The sequence below is a fragment of the Streptomyces sp. NPDC048211 genome (assembly GCF_043202315.1).
Classification (GTDB): Bacteria; Actinomycetota; Actinomycetes; order Streptomycetales; family Streptomycetaceae; genus Streptomyces.
This window is the reverse complement of the sequence record NZ_JBIDAD010000011.1, coordinates 171,508-188,971: the sequence shown is the minus strand read 5'-3', so window position 1 is coordinate 188,971 and position 17,464 is coordinate 171,508. Positions and strand designations below refer to the sequence as shown.

12 protein-coding genes are annotated in these 17,464 nt (G+C 73.1%); 10 read left to right on the top strand and 2 right to left on the bottom strand.

Annotated features, from left to right (window positions below; genetic code table 11):
• The 9 genes from ACGFZA_RS33090 (at position 1) to ACGFZA_RS33050 (ending at position 14,560) form a co-directional block, all read left to right on the top strand.
• Positions 1 to 1,170, top strand: coding sequence for a beta-ketoacyl-[acyl-carrier-protein] synthase family protein (locus tag ACGFZA_RS33090; RefSeq protein ID WP_385277285.1), 1,170 nt, complete (start codon positions 1 to 3; stop codon positions 1,168 to 1,170).
• Positions 1,167 to 2,090 (top strand): beta-ketoacyl synthase N-terminal-like domain-containing protein, encoded by a 924-nt coding sequence (locus tag ACGFZA_RS33085; RefSeq protein ID WP_393684049.1) that lies wholly within the window; start codon positions 1,167 to 1,169, stop codon positions 2,088 to 2,090. The genes ACGFZA_RS33090 and ACGFZA_RS33085 overlap by 4 nt, the downstream gene beginning before the upstream one ends.
• A gap of 61 nt (positions 2,091 to 2,151) precedes the next feature.
• Positions 2,152 to 2,946: an SDR family oxidoreductase gene (locus ACGFZA_RS33080; RefSeq protein ID WP_385277281.1), complete on the top strand. Its 795-nt coding sequence runs from the start codon at positions 2,152 to 2,154 to the stop codon at positions 2,944 to 2,946.
• 55 nt (positions 2,947 to 3,001) lie between these two features.
• Complete coding sequence (locus ACGFZA_RS33075) at positions 3,002 to 3,262, top strand: acyl carrier protein (protein ID WP_385277279.1); 261 nt, start codon at positions 3,002 to 3,004, stop codon at positions 3,260 to 3,262.
• A complete protein-coding gene (fabG, locus tag ACGFZA_RS33070; RefSeq protein ID WP_385277277.1) occupies positions 3,259 to 4,002 on the top strand; it encodes a 3-oxoacyl-[acyl-carrier-protein] reductase in 744 nt (247 codons plus the stop codon). The genes ACGFZA_RS33075 and fabG overlap by 4 nt, the downstream gene beginning before the upstream one ends.
• A 10-nt stretch (positions 4,003 to 4,012) precedes the next feature.
• Complete coding sequence (locus ACGFZA_RS33065; protein WP_393684046.1) at positions 4,013 to 5,254, top strand: beta-ketoacyl-[acyl-carrier-protein] synthase family protein; 1,242 nt, start codon at positions 4,013 to 4,015, stop codon at positions 5,252 to 5,254.
• Entirely contained in the window at positions 5,251 to 6,612 is a 1,362-nt protein-coding gene (locus ACGFZA_RS33060; RefSeq protein ID WP_393684044.1) for a beta-ketoacyl synthase N-terminal-like domain-containing protein, read from the top strand. Before ACGFZA_RS33065 ends, ACGFZA_RS33060 begins: the two co-directional genes overlap by 4 nt.
• Positions 6,609 to 12,845 (top strand): SDR family NAD(P)-dependent oxidoreductase, encoded by a 6,237-nt coding sequence (locus tag ACGFZA_RS33055; protein ID WP_393684042.1) that lies wholly within the window; start codon positions 6,609 to 6,611, stop codon positions 12,843 to 12,845. Before ACGFZA_RS33060 ends, ACGFZA_RS33055 begins: the two co-directional genes overlap by 4 nt.
• Entirely contained in the window at positions 12,842 to 14,560 is a 1,719-nt protein-coding gene (locus ACGFZA_RS33050) for a beta-ketoacyl synthase N-terminal-like domain-containing protein (RefSeq protein WP_393684040.1), read from the top strand. Before ACGFZA_RS33055 ends, ACGFZA_RS33050 begins: the two co-directional genes overlap by 4 nt.
• 12 nt (positions 14,561 to 14,572) lie before the next feature.
• On the opposite strand, the gene ACGFZA_RS33045 is transcribed toward ACGFZA_RS33050, so the two are convergent.
• Positions 14,573 to 14,824, bottom strand: coding sequence for an acyl carrier protein (locus ACGFZA_RS33045; RefSeq protein ID WP_385277267.1), 252 nt, complete (start codon positions 14,822 to 14,824; stop codon positions 14,573 to 14,575).
• A 173-nt stretch (positions 14,825 to 14,997) separates the two neighbouring features.
• Here ACGFZA_RS33045 and ACGFZA_RS33040 point away from each other — a divergent pair, with 173 nt between their 5' ends.
• Positions 14,998 to 15,669 (top strand): lysophospholipid acyltransferase family protein, encoded by a 672-nt coding sequence (locus ACGFZA_RS33040; protein WP_385277265.1) that lies wholly within the window; start codon positions 14,998 to 15,000, stop codon positions 15,667 to 15,669.
• 64 nt (positions 15,670 to 15,733) lie between these two features.
• Here the strand turns inward: ACGFZA_RS33040 and ACGFZA_RS33035 are convergent, their stop codons facing one another.
• On the bottom strand, positions 15,734 to 16,945 hold the full coding sequence (locus tag ACGFZA_RS33035; protein ID WP_393684038.1) for a cytochrome P450: 1,212 nt from the start codon (positions 16,943 to 16,945) through the stop codon (positions 15,734 to 15,736).
• Positions 16,946 to 17,464: the final 519 nt, after the last annotated feature.

Below are 17,464 nucleotides of genomic sequence, written 5' to 3'. Positions count from 1 at the left end.
ATGACGGCCACCACCACGGAGGTCCACGTCACGGGGCTCGGTGCGGTCAGCTGCCTCGGCACGGGTGTGGAGGCGTTCTGGACCGGGCTGACCTCGGCGGCCCCGCGCCCGACCCCGGTGACAGGGCTGACCGAGCGGGTGCCCGACGTCCTCGCCTACCAGGTCCCGGACGGGCCGGAGTGGTCGCCGGAGGCCGGTCAGCCGTACGGCCGGGCCACCCGGCTCGCGCTGCACGCGGCCCGGCAGGCCGTGGCCGACGCCGGGCTCGGCGAGGACGAGGCCGCCGACATGGCGGTGGTCATCGGCACCGCGGGCGGTGAGGGCGGGGAGCGCGACGGCTTGTCGTCCCCGGCGGCCGAGTGGACGCCTGTCTTCCGGCTCGCCTCCGAGGTCGGCGGCGAACTCGGCGCGTTCGGCACCAACATCAACGTGAGCAACGCCTGCGCAGCCAGTGGGTACGCCCTGTCGGTCGCCATGGACCTCGTGCGCCGCGGCGAGGCCGACACCGTGCTGGTCGGAGGGGCGGAGGCGCTGTCCTGGGCGCCGCTGGCAGCCTTCAGCAGGCTCGGGGCGAACGATCCCGAGCGGTGCCGTCCGTTCGACGCCGACCGCCGGGGCACCGTGTTCGGGGAGGGCGCGGCGATGCTCGTCGTGCAGTCTGCGCGGGCCGCGGCGGGCAGGCCGTCGTACGGCCTGCTGCGCGGCACCGGATGGAGCTGCGACGCCCATCACCTCACCGCACCGGACCCGGCGGGTGATCAGCCCCTGCGGGCTGCCCGCGAGGCCATGCGGGCGGCGGCGGACGGTCCCGCCGACATCGGCTGCGTGGTGCCGCACGGCACCGGGACCGAGCACAACGACGTGCTGGAGAGCCACGTCCTGCGCGAGGTGCTCGGCGAACACCTGGAGCGGGTCCCGCTGTTCAGCCTGAAGGCGTTCATCGGACACACCGCGGGCGCGGCAGCCGCGTTCGCGGTCGTGGCGGCCGCCCTGATGACGCGGCACGCGCTCGTTCCCGCGAACATCGCACCCGAACGGCAGGACCCCGCGTGCGGAGTGTGGCTGCCGCGGACCGGCCCCGTACCGCTGGAGCGGCCCCGGATCCTGCTCAGCGCCTACGCGTTCGGCGGCAGCAACGTCTCGCTGGTGTTCGGGGGCGAGTCCCGATGACCGGCCGTGACGTGGCCGAGGCGACGGTCGACGGCGTCGGTGTCGTCGTACCGCCCGTGCAGCTCCCGCCGGGCGGACAGTGGTTCGACCACCGCGCCCGCCTCGGGCGCGGTTACCGGTACGTGCCCGAGGCCTGCCACTATCTGCTGGCGGCCGCCCGGGAGGCGCTGGCGGAAGCCGAGCCGGAGCACCATGCCGAGGATCGGCGCGGGATCGTGGTCGGCACCAACTGCGCCGTGACCGCACTGCACGCCGACATCGAAGGGGCCGTACGCGCCGGGGGCATCAACACGCTCAGCCCCATGGCAGTGCCCTTCTTCTCGGTGAACCTCGTCGCGGCCAAGCTGTCCACCGAACACCACTTCAAGGGCTTCAACCTCACCGTGAGTTCGCCTCGGGTCGCAGGTCTGGAGGCGGTGCACCTGGCCTCCCGCGCGCTGTCCGCGGACCGCGGCGACCTGGTCCTCGCGGGAGCCACCGAATCAGCCGACCCACGGGCCGGCGACGCCGTGCCGGAGTCGGGCGCCGTGCTGCTGCTCCTGCGGCCGCGGACCGCCGCCGATGCCGGACCCGTCGTACGGACGGCGCTGCGTTTCCTGCCGCCCCGGGCCACAGCCACCGCGGCCGGACGCGACAGGGCCGCCCGCGCGGTCCGGACGGCCCTGGACGGGGTGTGCCCTGTGCGCCCGGTGTCCCTGCACCTGGTGACCGACGACTCACCCACGGCGCGCACGGCCGCGGACGCGGTACGCGCCTGGTGCTCCGGCACCACCGTGGTGACGGACGCGCCCGGCCCGGCCCGGGCGGGCGCGCTGGCCCCGATGGAGCTGCTCGCCCGCGCTCTGCGGCCGGACCGCCCCGGCCCCGAGGCCGTGGTCGTCGCCTCCCGCGAGGGCAACCTCGCCTTCGCCGCGGTCTGACGCCCGCCGGTACGCGCCGGCGCTCTTTCCCACCGACCCATCCACAGAGCAGGAGGAACGCATGCTGTCATCCGTCAAGGGGTCCTGGTGCCTGATACTCGGCGCCTCCAGCGGCATGGGCCGGGCCACCGCCCTCGCCATGGCCCGTGAGGGCGCCCACGTCTTCGGCGTCCACTTCGGCACCACCGCCCAGCAGGAGGAGGCCGACGCACTCGTCGAGGAGCTGCGCCTCCTCGGCGTCCAGGCCGTCTTCCACAACCTCAATGCGGCGAGGGCGCAGACGCGGACCGAGGTCGTCGCGCAACTGGCCGAACTCGCCGGTCCGGACGGGGTGCGGGTGCTGCTGCACTCGCTCGCGTTCGGCAGCCTGCTCCCGTTCATCCCGCAGGAGGACCAGCCGGAGGTGATCACGCCCCGGCAGATGGACATGACGGTCGACGTCATGGGCCACAGCCTCGTCTACTGGGTGCGCGACCTGTACACCGCGGGCCTGCTGAACCGCGGTTCCAAGGTGTTCGCGCTGACCAGCCGCGGCGATGCCCGGGTCATGCCGAACTACGGCGCGGTGTCCGCCGCGAAGTCCGCCCTCGTCTCCCACGTCCGGCAGCTGGCCGTCGAACTGGCACCGTCGGGGATCGCCGTGAACGCCCTGCGCGCCGGACTCACCATGACCCCGGCCCTGATCCGCATCCCCGGCAGCGAGGCCCTGGCCGGCCGGGCCGGCGGGGCGAACCCGCACGGCCGGATCACCACGACCGAGGACGTCGCCGAGGCCGTCGTCATGCTGTCCGCCAGTGACTCCTCCTGGATCACCGGCAATGTCATCGATGTCGACGGCGGCGAAGGCCTCGTCTGACCTCCCCGCCCCGCTGTCCCCGACCCTGCCCGTACTCACGCCGGAGGAACACGTCATGCCCGAACTCACCACCCCGATCGACCTGGAAGACCTGCGCGCCACCATCGCCGAGGTCATCGACGTCGACATCGCCGAGGTCACCGACACCGCCGACTTCAAGGAGACACTCGATGTCGACTCCCTGCTGGCGCTGGAGATTCTGGTCACCCTGGAGCGCAAGTACGGGGTGAGGCTCGCCGAGTCGAACCTGCAGAAGGTGCGCTCGCTCCAGGAGACCTACGCGCTGCTCACCGAGCAGTTCGAGGCCTCCTCGTGACAGCCGGCACCCGCACGGCCCTGGTCACCGGCGGCTCGCGCGGCATCGGCCGCGCGGTCGTCGAGCGCTTCCTGGCCGACGGATACGACGTCGGTTACTGCCACCGCACCCCGTCCACCGGAGACGCCGGATTCGAGGAGCTCGCCGAGAAGCACGGCGTGCGGGTGTTCGGGGCCGCCGTGGACGTGACGGACCAGGCAGCTGTGCAGGCCTGGCTGGAGGAGACCGAGGAGCGTCTCGGCGCCGTCGACGTACTGGTGACCAACGCCGGAATCGTCCGGGACATGCCCCTGGCCGTGATGGACCGGGAGCACTGGGACGCCGTCGTCGACACCAACCTCACGGGGACCTTCACCGTGTGCCGAGCATCGATCATGACGATGATGCGGCGCCGCCGGGGCGCGATCGTCAACGTGTCTTCCGTGGCCGGCCTGCGCGGCAGCGCCTCGCAGACGAACTACGCGGCCTCGAAGGCCGGGATCGTCGGCTTCTCCAAATCGCTGGCCAAGGAAGTGGCCCGGTTCGGCATCCGCGCCAACGTGGTCGCGCCGGGGCTCATCGAGACGGACATGACCGTCGATCTGGACGAGAAGGCCCGCCGGAAGATCGTCGCCGACATCCCGCTGCGGCGGACGGGCACGGCGGACGAGGTGGCCGACACGGTCGCGTTCCTCGCTTCGGACCGGGCCGCCTACATCACGGGCCAGGTCATCCAGATCGACGGCGGAATCGGCATCTGAGGGAGCACAGGTGATCACAGTGGTGGATCGCTCCGCCCGCGTGGTGGTGACCGGCCTCGGCGTCCTCACCCCCGTCGGGGAGACGGTGGAGGACTTCTGGGACGCCGCTGTACGCGGGGTCGTCGGCACCCGCCCGCTGGACCGGCCGGACGCCGCCGACTTCGCGGGCCGGCTGGCCGGTGAGGTGCGGGGTTTCGTCGCCCCTCGCGGCGACGGCGATCGTGTCACGCGGCTGGCCGTGGCTGCGGCCTCGGCTGCGACCACCGACGCCGGCCTCGCCCCGTGGGCCGGGGATCCGGCCCGGGCGGGGGTGTGCTTCGGCACCCTGCTGGGCAACCGGGCGGCGCTGGAAGGCGCGGTGACGCGTTTTCACCGTGCCGGGGGCACAGCCGCGGACGCGGGCCGTACGGACGTCCGGCCCGAGAGGCCGCGCCCCGTCGTGGGCCTCGCGGACGCCGTCGCCCGGGAACACGGGTTCCTCGGGCCCAGCTCGGTCGTGGCGACCGCCTGCGCGTCGGGCAACAGCGCGCTCGCGTACGCCGCCGAGACGATCCGGGCGGGCCGGGCGGACGTGATGGTCGCGGGCGGGGCGGAGGAGCTGTCCAGCGGCATCATGATGATGTTCGCCAGCCTGCGCTCGCTCACCGACGACGCGCTGCGCCCGTTCGACCGCAACCGCTCCGGACTGGTCGTCTCCGAGGGCTCCGCCGCTCTCGTCCTGGAGTCGTACGAGCACGCCCGCCGACGCGGCGCGCACGTGTACGCCGAACTCGCCGGGTGGGCGTCCGCCTGCGACGCCCACCACATGACCGCACCGCATCCGGAAGGACGCGGCGCCCGCCGCTCCCTGGAACGGGCCCTGGCCATGGCCGGGGTGGAGCCCGAGCGGGTCGGGCACATCAGCGCGCACGGCACCGGCACTCCGTCGAACGACAGCGTCGAGGCGGCGGCCGTGCGAGCCGTCTTCGGGGATCGCGGCCCCGCCGTCACCTCCCTGAAGGGGGCGCTCGGACACACCCAGGGTGCGGCCAGCGCGATCGAGGCGGTGGCCTGTGTGCTGGCGCTGCGCGACGGTGTGATCCCGCCCACCGCCAACCTCGTCGATCCGGACCCCGTCTGCCCGGTCGACGTCGTGTACGGCGCTGCCCGGGAGGTGCCGCTGAACGTGGCCGTCAACAACGCGTTCGGTTTCGGGGGCAACACGGCCTGCACCGTGTTCACCCGTCCCGGCTTCGGAGGGAACGCAGGATGAGCAGATCGGTCACCATCACCGGCGTGGGACTGGCGACCGCGCTGGGCGCGGGCCTCGACGCCACCTGGGAGGGCCTGCGGACGGGCCGTTCGGCCGTCACGGCCGTGGCCGCGCCCGAGGGGCTGTACCCCGGCCAGGGCCCCGTGCCGGCCGCCGCGCTGTCCGATGACCTGGCCGACGTGTCCGCCTTCGGCCGTCGGCGGCTGCGCGCGCTGAGCCGCGAGTCCCTGCTGGTGTCCCGGGCGGGCCTGCTGGCCTGGCAGGACGCAGGGCTCGACGCCGGCGGCGCGCCCGCCCCGGAGGACCTCGGTGTCGTCCTGGGCACGGCGGGCGCGGGCCTGACGGGCTACCTGCAGGTCCTCCACGACGGTCTCACCCTCGGGGTTGACCTGGTCAGCCCGTATGCCGGTCCGCAAGGAAGCCTGAACGCCGCCGTCTCCGACCTCGCCATCGCGGCGGATGCCGAGGGCCCCGTCGTGACGGTCACGGCCGGCCGCTGTTCCGGAGCCGAGGCCCTGATGGTGGCGGCCGACCTGGTTCGCACCGATCAGGCCGAGGTGGTGCTGGTGGCGGCGGTGGACGTGCTGGATCCGCTCAGGCTCGCGGGCGCAGACACGGGCGCAGGCACGGGCACGGACACAGACGCGGGCACGGACACAGGCGCAAGCGCAGGAAAGGGAGCCGTGGACCGAGGCGCCGACGGCCGTTCCGCGCGCCTGCCGCGTCCCTTCGCGCCCGACCGCACCGGTCCTCTCCCGGGCGAGGCCGTGGTGGTCCTGGTCGTCGAGGACGCCGGCCGGGCCCGCGGGCGCGGCGCCCGGATCCACGCCGAGGTCGCCGCCGTGAGCACCGCGCTGGGCGTCCCCGGCGACACGGACGGGGAGGCCGCGGCTCGTGCCGTCGACACCGCCCTGGCAGCGGCGGGTCTCACGCCCGGGACCGTCGGGCTCGTCTGCTCCTCGGCGGACGGTTCCGGCCCGGTCGACCGGGCCGAGGCCCACGCCCTCTCCAAGACGTTCGGCGCGGACACCCCGGTCTTCACCGCGTGCGCCGCTGTGGGGGACTGCGCCGGCGCCACCCCCCTGCTCCAGGTCGCCCTGGCCGTGCGGGCGTTGCAGGACGGTGTGACGCCCGCGACGGCGGGGCTCGCCGACTGGGATCCCGCCCTGCCGCGGCTCGCCGTGAGCGACGCGCCCCAGCGGCTCCCCGCCGCCACCGCAGCCCTGGTCCTGACCACGGACGAACGCCCCGGCGCATCCGCGGTGGTCCTGCGCATCCCGCGCCGGGACCCATGCCCCCAGAGAACTCACGAACGTCCCGGCCCGGCCACGGCCACCGGGCTAGGAGGTAGGAAGTGAAGCAGGACCTGGCAGACCAGATCGCCATCGTGGGGATGGCGGGGCGCTTCCCCGAGGCCCCGGACCTGGACAGCTTCTGGCAGCTGCTCATCGAGGGCGGCGACGCGATCCGCCCCGTCCCGGCCGACCGCTGGAACGCCCAGGAGGTCCTGGACCCGAAGAAGCGGATCCAGGACCGCGGCGGATTCCTGGCGGACGCCGACCAGTTCGACGCGGCCTTCTTCGGCATCTCCCCGCGCGAGGCCACGGTGATGGACCCTCAGCAGCGGCTGCTGCTGGAGGCCGCATGGCAGGCCGTGGAGGACGCGGGCGTGCCGGCCGCCTCGCTGCGCGGTTCCCGCATCGGTGTCTACAGCGCCGGCATCTGGCACGACTACGAGAACCTGCGCAACAACCGCGGCGTGCCGATCTCGCAGCACTCCATCGCCGGCACCTCCCTGGACATGCTCTCGGCCCGCGTCTCCTACTTCATGGGGCTGATGGGTCCGAGCCTCAACCTTGAGACCGGCTGCTCCTCGGCGCTGGTCGCCCTGCACCTGGCCTGCCAGGCCATCCGCCTCGGCGAGGTGGAAGGCGCGCTCGTCGGCGCGGCCAACCTCATGGTCACTCCCGAGGTGACAATCGGGCTGACCCACTTCGGCGGGCTGTCCCCGAACGCCCGCTGCGCGACCTTCGGGGCCGGCGCCGACGGGTTCGTCCGGGGCGAGGGCGCGGCAGCCGTCTACCTCAAGCGGCTCGACCACGCCCTGCGCGACGGCGACCGGGTGCACGCCGTCATCGTGGGCACCGCCGTCAACAACGACGGCGGCGGGCCGAGCCTGGTGACACCCAGCCTGGAGGGCCAGGAGGACGTGCTGCGCCAGGCCTACGAGAAGTCCGGCGTCCCGCTGGACCGGGTCGCCTACGTCGAGGCCCACGGCACCGGCACCCGGCGCGGCGACCCGACCGAGGCGGCGGCCATCGGCCGGGTGATCGGCCAGGCCCCGCAGCGGGCCGGCCGCCCCCTGCCCGTCGGGTCCGTGAAGAGCAACGTCGGCCATCTGGAGGCCGCCGCCGGGTTCGCCGGCCTGTTCAAGGCGGTCCTGTCCCTGCGCCACGGTGTGGTGCCGCCCAGCCTGCACTCCGCCGAACTCAACCCGCGCATTCCCTTCGACGAGCTCAACCTGCACGTGGTGCAGAAGCCGCTGCGGCTGCCCGAGGACGGCCCCGTCTATCTGGGCGTGAGTTCCTTCGGCTGGGGCGGCACCAATTCCCACGCCGTCGTCACCGGCCCACCGCCGGGGCGGGCGGCCGTCGTGGAACCACCCGTCGACACGACGGCACCCTTCCTGATGCCGCTGAGCGGTCACGTCCCGGCAGCGCTCGCCCAGCGCGCCCGCGATGTGCGCCAGGCGTGCGAGAGGCCCGACGCCGAACCCCGGAAGCTCGCAGGGGCTCTGGGGTGGCAGCGCGACCACTTCCCGTTCCGAGCAGGTGTGGTGGCCACCGATACGGGCGAACTGAACGCCCTGCTGGCGAAGTTCGCCGCCGAACCCGACGTCGTCCTCCCCGGCGTCGTGACCGGCCGCGCCCGGGAGCACGGCCGTACCGCCTTCGTGTTCCCCGGCCAGGGCTGGCAGTGGGCGGCGATGGGCCAGCGCCTGTACGCCTGCGACCCGGTCTTCGCGGCCTCGGTCGACCGCTGTGCCGCCGCCCTGGCCCCGCACGTGGACTGGGACCTCACCGACGTCATCGCCGGCGGCGCCGGGGACACGTGGCTGAAGAGGGTCGACATCGTGCAGCCGGTGCTCTGGGCCGTCTGCGTGGGGCTGGCCGAGGTCTGGCGGGCCGCGGGGGTCGAACCGGACGTCGTCGTCGGCCACAGCCAGGGCGAGATCGCCGCCGCGACCGTCGCCGGCATCCTGTCCGTGGAGGACGCCGCCCTCGTCGTGGCCCGCCGCAGCGCGGTCCTGCTGCGCACCAGCGCCGGCACCGGCCGCATGCTCGCCGTGGACCTGGACGCGGACGCGGCGCGCGCCGCGCTGGAGGGGTTCGAGGACAGCGTGACGCTGGCCGTGCACAACGGCCCCCGCTCGTGCGTCCTGTCGGGCGAGACCGATTCGGTGCTGCTGCTGAAGGAACTCCTGGAGGCCGACGGCACGTTCTGCCGCCTGGTCGATGTCGACTACGCCTCCCACAGCCCGCTGATGCGGGGCCTGACCGACGAACTGAACGAGGTACTGGCCCCCGTCCGGCCCCGCCGGGCGGAGGTGCCGCTGATGTCGACGGTGCGCACGCTCCTGCTGAACGGGTCGGAGATGGACGCCGCGTACTGGGTGGAGAACCTGGGCCGCCCGGTGCTGTTCGCCGACGCGGTCCGCCCGCTGATCGAGCAGGGCGTCACCCACTTCGTGGAGATCAGCGCCCACCCGGTGCTGCTGCCGGCGCTGGAGCAGATCGCCGCCTCGGCGCCCGAGCCGCCGGCGCTCCTGAGCACACTGCACCGGGACCGGGGTGCCCCGGAGGACCTCGTGGAGTCGTTCGCCCGGGCCTACGTGTCCGGTCTCTCCCCCTTCGGGCGGGTGCCGCTGGGCCGGGACGCCCACGTGCCGACCTACCCGTGGCAGCGGGAGCGGCACTGGGTGGACTCCGTACGCCGGCCCGCCGACCGCGCCGCCTCCTTCGCCCTCCCGCTCGCGCCGGTGCCCGCCGAACCGGACACCTGGCACGGCACGCTCGACCTCGACACCGTCGCCCATCCCTGGCTCGACGACCACCGGGTGCACGACGCGGTCGTCGTCCCCGCCGCGGCCGCCGTCGAACTCTGCCTGGGCACAGCCTCCACCCGCACCGGCGGCCTGCCGTCCGCGCTGCACGGCCTCGCCCTGCAGAGCAACATGACGCTGACCGACGACGCCCTGAAGCTGGGCGTCCTCTGGCGCGAGGACACGGCCGACGGCGCCGGGGTCGAGCTGCTCTCACTGCCGACGGGTGCCGACGCCTGGGCCCGTCACACCACGGCTCGTGTGTCGTACGGTCTCGACGCCCCGCCCGCCGCCCCGTTCCCGGAAGCCCTGCTCCAGGCGCAGGCCACGGACCCCGAAGCCTTCTACGAGATCTGCGCCGCCCAAGGCCTGCAGTACGGCCCCGCCTTTCGCAGTCTGCGTGAGCTGTACGTCTGTGCCGACGAGGCGCTCGGGCTGCTCAGGCTCGACGAGGGCTGCCGGGTGGGCGCCCGGAGCTTCACGCTCCACCCGGCCCTGTGGGACGGCGCGTTGCAGCTGTCGCTCCCGCTGTCGGGCGAAACGGGGACGGTCGTGCCGGTCGGTGTCGACCGCATCGACCTGTTTCCCGGCATTCCGGCAGAGGTCACCGATCTGTGGGCGCACGCCCGCCGCCGCGCCGACGGCCGCTTCGACCTGTGGCTGTACGACACCGACCGCCGCCCCCTGGTCCGGCTGACGGGACTCGAACTCCGCCCCCTGGCCGTGGCGGGCGACGACGACCCCACCGCTGAGCGTGTGCACCGGTTCGCCTTCCACGAGGTCGAGCCGGGCGAAGAGGCGGCCTCCGAGGCACGGTGGCTGGTGTGCGGCCCCGAGGCGTCGGCCGGCGCGGTGAAGGAACTCGCGGCCGTCCTGGGCGTCGAAGGGATCACTCTGCCGGAGATCGACGCCGCCGACCCCGACGCCTGGGCCGGGGTGCTGCGCCGGGCGTCGGACGCCACGGACGTGGTGTTCGCCGCCCCCGACCGGGCGGCCGGGGAGGCTGCGCAGCGGACCGGGCTGACCGAGCTCTCCGCGCTGGTGAACTCGGCCCTCGACCGGCCCACCGCACCGCGCCTGACCGTGCTGACCACACGTGCCCAGGCAGCGGCCGACGAGTGCCCCGACCCGGGGGCCGCCCTGTACTGGGGCTTCACCCGCGTCCTGCGCGGCGAACATCCGGGCCTCGCCGCCACGCTCGTCGACCGGGCGGAAGAGGACGGCTGGGCGTCGCACGCCGTGCGCGAACTGCGCGAGAGGCAGCGGGAGGACCAGGTCGTGCTCCGGGCGGGCCGGCGCTTCGCGGGCCGGCTGGAGCGCGCCGCCGTACCGGGCGCGGACACGGGGGCGCCCGTGCCGTACACGGCCGGTCAGCCGTTCCGGCTGCATCCCGGCCCCCGGCCCGGCCAGTGGGAGTCGCTGCGCTTCCTGCCCCTGGTGCGCCGTGCGCCCGGCGCCGGTGAGATCGAGATCGAGGTGGACGCCACCTCCGTGAACTTCATCGACGTGATGAAGGCGATGGGCACCTACCCCGACGAGTCCGGCGGCAAGGAGCTGCTGGGCGGGGACTGCGCCGGCCGGGTCGTCGCGGTGGGCCCGGACACCACCGGGTTCCTGGTCGGTGACCGCGTGGTGGCCTGCAAGTTCGGCGCGATGGTCTCCCACCTGACGCTGAGCGCCGAACACGCCCGCCCCGTCCCCGTCGGGATGTCACAGGCCGAGGCCGCCACGCTGCCGCTGGTCGTCGCCACCGCCTGGTACGCCCTGCACGACCTGGCCCGGGTCGAGGAGGGTGAACGCGTCCTGATCCACTCGGCGGCCGGCGGTCTCGGTCTCGCCGCCGTCCAGGTGGCCCGGCTGCTCGGCGCCGAGGTGATCGCCACGGCGGGCAGCGCGGCCAAGCGCGACCATCTGCGCGGTCTCGGCGTGCGGCACGTCTTCGACTCCCGCGACCTGACGTGGGCCGACGCCGTGCTCGACCTCACCGGCGGCCGGGGCGTCGACGTCGTCCTCAACTCGCTGACGGGCGCGGCCCTGACCCGGGGCCTCGACGTACTGGCCGAGGACGGCCGCTTCCTCGAAGCCGGCAAGAAGGACATTCACGGCGGCCGCCGACTCGATCTGCGCACCTTCCGCAAGGGCACCAGCTTCGCGGCCATCGACCTCGAAGGACTGGTGATGCGCCGTCCGGAGCGCTTCGCCCGGGTCCTGCACGCGGTGTGGGACGAGGTCACCGCGGGCCGTATCCGGCCGCTGCCCGTCATCCCGTACACCTTCGACCAGGCGGCCGAGGCGATGCGTGCCATGTCGCACGGCGCCCACATCGGCAAGTTCGTCCTGCACGAACCGCACCGGGTGCGCCAGGTGGTCGCGGACCCGCTGCCGCACGGGAGTTTCCGCGCCGACGGCACCTATCTGATCACCGGCGGCCTGGGCGACCTCGGCCTCTCGCTCGCCGAGCATCTGGCCGAGCGCGGGGCCACCGCCCTTGCCCTGCTGGGCCGTTCGGAGCCGGGCCCGGAGGCCACCGCCCGCGTCGAGACGCTGCGTGCGGCCGGTGTCAGGGTGAGCGTGGCGCGGGCCGATGTCGCCGAGGAGGCGGCACTGGCAGCCGCCCTGCACCGGATACGCGCCGAACTGCCGCCGCTGCGCGGTGTGTTCCACGCGGCCGGGATCCTCGACGACGGCGTGGTGCAGAGGCTGGAGGCCGGACAGGTCGCCCGGGTGCTGGCACCCAAGGCAGACGGCGCCCGCCACCTGGACCGGCTGACCGCCGACGACCCGCTGGACCTCTTCGTCATGTTCTCCTCCGCCGCAGGGCTGGTGGGCAACGTCGGCCAGGCGGCCTACGCGGCGGCCAACGCCTACCTCGACGCCCTCGCGGCCGCTCGCCGGCACGCGGGCCGCCCGGCCACGAGCGTCCAGTGGGGCAGCTTCGACGGCATGGGACTGGCCGCCCGCAGCGAGAACCGGGGCGCGCGTCTCGCCGACCGCGGGATGGCCCCGTTCCCGGCAGCCGACGCCTGGCAGGCGCTGGAGGAATTCCTTCGGGCAGGCGAGACGGTCGTGGGCTATCTCGAGCTCGACGCGCAACGCTGGTTCGAGACGTTCCCGGCGACCGCGAGTCTGCCCAGCTGGAGCGGGCTGGCGGCGGCCGGCCTGTCCACCGGTTCCGCCACGGGCGGCGCGTTCCGGCAACGGCTGGCCGCCTGCGCCCCCGAGGGCCGCTCCGACCTCGTCGAGCAGCGGGTGCGGCACCTGGCAGGCCGGGTGCTTCGGATCGCCGCGGACTCCATCGACCGCGAGACACCGCTCAAGTCCCTCGGACTGGACTCACTGATGAGCCTGGAACTGCGCAACCGCCTGGAGGCCGACTTCGGCCTGAAGCTGTCACCGACACTGCTGTGGACGTACACCAGTCTCCGGCCCCTGTCCCAGGAGCTCATGGAACGCGTGGGGGCCGAACTCGTGGACGGGGAGAAGCGATGAGCGCACCTACGGCATCCGGGGCGACGCCGGTCAGCCGGGCCATGGAGACCATCCGCGGGCTGCGCGCGGAACTCGCCGCGCTGCGCGGGGGGCGGACCGTCGCCGTCGTGGGGGTCGGGCTGCGTGCCCCGGGCGGCGTCGCCGACATGGACGGCTACTGGCGGCTGCTGGCCGCCGGCGGCGACGCGGTCCGGCCCATCCCCGAGCACCGGCGCCACCCCTTCGCCGACGCCTGGGACGACGTTCCGCACCGGGGCGGGTTCCTGGACGAGGTCCTCGACTTCGACGCCCCGTTCTTCGGCGTCGCGCCGCGTGAGGCCCGAGCCCTGGACCCGCAGCACCGGCTGCTGCTCGAAGTGGCCTGGGAGGCGCTGGAGGACGCGGGCCTGGCCCGGCCCCTCGCGAACTGCGGGCTGTACGTCGGCGTCACGGGGCAGGACTACCGCGAGTGGATGCCCGGCGAGTCCGACGTGTACTGGGCGACCGGCAACGGCCACTGCTTCGCGGCGGGCCGGCTCGCGCACACGCTCGGGCTCACCGGGCCGGTGGCCGCGGTCGACACCGCGTGCTCGTCGTCCCTGGTGACGGTGCACCTGGCCCGTCAGGCACTGGCCACGGGCGAGTGCGACATCGCGCTGGCCGGCGGGGTCAACCTGGTGCTGTCCCCGCGGGCCACCGAGTTCGCAGCCCGGACGGGCGCGCTCTCGCCGGACGGCACGTGCCGCCCGTTCGACGCACGGGCCAACGGCTTCACCCGTGCCGAGGGCTGCGGAGTCGTCGTACTGAAGCGGCTGGCGGACGCGGTGCGGGACGGGGACCGGGTGCATGCGGTGATCCACGGGTCGGCCGTCAACCACGACGGAGCCGCCTCGGGGTTCACCGCGCCCAGCGTGGCTGCGCAGACCGCGCTCGTCGAACGGGCTCTGGCCGACGCCGGGCTGGGCCCGGGAGACATCGGGTACGTGGAGACGCACGGCACGGGGACGGCGCTCGGCGATCCCATCGAGGTGGCGGCGCTGGCCGGGGCGCTCTGCCGCCCCGGCGGTGCGGGCCCCGTGCTGCTCGGGGCGGCCAAGGCGAACCTCGGCCACACCGAGTCGGCGGCCGGCGTCCTGGGCCTGCTCAAGGCGATGCTGAGCCTGCGGTACCGGGCCGCGCCGCCCGTGCCGCACTTCACCACCCTCAATCCGCGGATCGAACTCGCGGGCACCGGCTTCCGGGTGCCGGAGCGGTTGGAACCGTGGCCGGCCGAGGCCGGGGCGTACGCGGGGGTGAGCTCGTTCGGAATGAGCGGCACCAACGCGCACGTCGTCCTGGGCGGGCCGGAGGCGTCCGCCGGTCCGGCGGACGGCCGGGCCGTACAGGTCGCCGGGTTCGAGGTGTCGGCCCGTACGCCCGCCGCGCTGCGTGTCTACGCAGGGCTGCTGGCCGCACATCTGGCCACGGTCAAGGACGAGGACTACCCCGCCTTCGCCTACACGCTCACTCACGGAAGGGCGGCGCTGGCCACCCGGGTGCGGGTGGCGGCAGCCGACAAGGAGCAGGCCCGGGCCGCCCTGGAGACGCTGGCCGAGGACCAGGAGTGCCCGGTGGCCGAGTTCCTGAGCCCGGGTGCCGAACCGTCGTTCGCCGGTCTGCCGCGCCGGGTCATGACACTGCCCGCGTATCCGTGGGAGCGCCGCCGGTACGCGCCGCCGGCCGCGGAACGTCCGTGAGGACCCGGCGGCTCAGGCCGCCGCGGTCCGGGAGTGGATCAGCTCGCACACCGCCGAAACCGTGCTGGTGCGGGGGATGTCACCGATGGCGATCTCCACGGCGTACCGCCGCTTGACCGAGGCGACGAGCTCGACGACAGCGAGGGAGTCGATGTCGAGGGCGTCCAGTGAGATGTCATCCGAAATCGACTCCGGTTCGGCGCCGAAATCGACGAGTTCCTGCTCTATGAAGGTACGTACGGCATCGGGCGTGGGCTCGGACACGGCGCTCCTGAGTCTCTCGAATCCGGTGGAGAACGAACGTACTGGACGGGCAGGATCTTACCCGGAAAACCGCTGGATGCATCATTGACCGCGTTCCAGAAGTGACTCCTAAGTCACTTTTAAGCAGGTCGAGTTACCATCGCCAGAGCCCCCCGCGCGGACAGGAAGAACGCATGTTTCGAATGCTCCTGAGGAAGATACTCACGCTGCCGCTGAAGCTCTTTCTCCGCCCTCGGGTGACAGGGCTTCACCACATACCTGCGAGTGGTCCCTTCATTCTGGCGGCGAATCACCTTTCGTTCTTCGACTCCATATTCATCGCACTCCTGACGCCACGCCGACTGTATTTCGTCGGAAAGCAGGGATGGCTGGAGATGCCGGGCATCAAGGGCCGGCTGCAGAAGGTGTTCTTCAAGTCCGTCGGAATGATCTCGGTGGACAAGACGAGTGGCTCGGGGACCATGGCCGGGCTGGAGCTGTCTCTGAAGTTGCTGGCGGAAGGCAACGGCGTGGGCATCCACATCGAGGGCACCCGTTCGCCGGACGGGCGCCTCTACAAGGGCACTACCGGCACGGCCTGGCTGGCTCTGCACAGCGGGGCACCGGTGATTCCGTGCGGCCTCACCGGTACGGAGCGGGTACACCCCAAGGGCGCCAAGCGGCTGTACATCGCCAGGTTCGACGCGGGATTCGGCCCCGCGATGACGTTCGCGGAGCACCTCGGGCAGGAATCGGACCGCCGGGTCCGCCGTGCGGTGACGACGAAGATCACAGCCGAGATCTCGGCCCTGTCAGGCCAGGAGTACGTCGACATGTACGCGGAGACGGCCATAAGGAACGCGTGACGGACCCGGAGCGGCCAAGGCCCTGCGGCCGGCCCGTGCCCGGATCGGCCGCAGGGGCGGCCCGCTACGCCGCTTCGAAGCGCAGCGGCAGGGTCACCGGGCCCTGGATGGTGTCGGGTCGGCTCCACCGGGTCTCACCGTCGAGCGCCAGAGAGGCCAGTCGCCGGGACAGGATGGTCAGCGCCCCGCTGAGCTCGGCTCGCGCCAGTACCGACCCGACGCAACTGCGCAGCCCCCAGCCGAACCCCAGGTGCGGGAGCCGGAATTCGCGTTCGATGTCGAAGCGTTCCGGATCGGGGAAGACGCTGTCGTCGCGATTGGCGAGCGCGGACATCACGATGACGGAGGTGCCCCGGGGGACGAGCAGTCCGCCGAGTTCCACGTCCTCGTCGGTGATGCGCTTCATGGCGTAGGCCGTCGGCGCGTAGCGAACGACCTCCTCAACGGCGTTCGGGACCAGTTCCGGCTGCCTGCGCAGCAGTTCCCAGCTCTCGGGGCGTTCGGCGAAGCAGTGCAGGGCGATGGCGAGTTGGTTGCGCGTGGTGTCGGTTCCGCCGACGATCAGCGACGTGATGATGGTCATCACGTCGGTGCTCGTCACCTTCCCCCCTTCGGCCTCGGCCGCCGCGATGAGGTCCGTGATCAGGTCCATCCCGGGGTGACCACGTCGCCGCTCGATCAGGTCCTCGATGTAGGAGTCGATCTTCTCGGTGGCCGCCATGGCCGCCGGCACGGTGCTCGCGTCTCCCGAGAACAGGGCGGTCGACGCCTCGGCCACCTCGGCGAAGAACTCCGCTTCCTCGCGCGGAACGCCCAGCACCCAGCAGATCACCGAGATCGGCACGGGGCTGCAGAGGTCCACGACCGCGTCGCACCGTCCTTGGTCCACCACGCGGTCCACCAGCTCGTTCACGACCTGGGACATCGCGGGCCGGAAGCGTTCGAAGTTACGCGGCCGCAGGGCCGGGATCGCCAATCGGCGCAGCCGCGTGTGCCGTTCACCCTCCTCCAGCAGCATGGAACTCCGGCGCCGCTCGACGAACCTCGGATCGATGTCCGGCATGGCGCCGAGTTCGGCCCTGAGGCCGTTGCCGAATCTCCTGTCCGACAGCACGGACCGGCAGTCCGCGTACTTCGTCACGACGACGGAGGACTGCCAGCGAACGAATCGGTGCCCCCGCGTCTGCTCGGGGAGCCATTGCCAGGCAGGCCCCGTGCTGACGGCTGCCTCCTTGTCGATGGAGTGGAGATCCGCCATACACATCGATGAAGACATCGTTTTCTCCCTTGTCCTACAGGTCTTTCACAGCAGTTGGCTTGTCGACCGGCGTTCTGCCGCTGGTGTGCCGGCCACGGCGCACGCGGTCAGCACGTCGTCCGGTGCGGTCTTCCGAGCACGCGTGAGGAGACGGCGGCGACGCGGTCCGGACGGCCGTCAGCGCGCCTGGGCTGTGCCCGAAGCACACGTCGGCAGCGGGACCTCGGCCCATCAGCCCGTCCCGGACACCGCGAACGACGTCGCCGGGCAGGGCGCCGAGGGGAGGGAGCAACGCGTGCGCCCGCCCCCGCGTGGGGCGCCCGGGCAACCGATCGTCCGCGGAGGGGGCTGCCCCCGCCCGACGTGCGATGGACAACCAGGAGCGGGCCGGGCCTCGGGGCCACCCGTCACGGGCACCGGAGTGGGAGGAAAGGCCGGCCATCCGCCCCATGGGTGAGGGGCATTTCGGCCGGCCAGGCGCGCGGTACGGCCTTCTCCGCCTTGCCGGTGCGGCGGCGGCGAAAGACCGGGCATCCT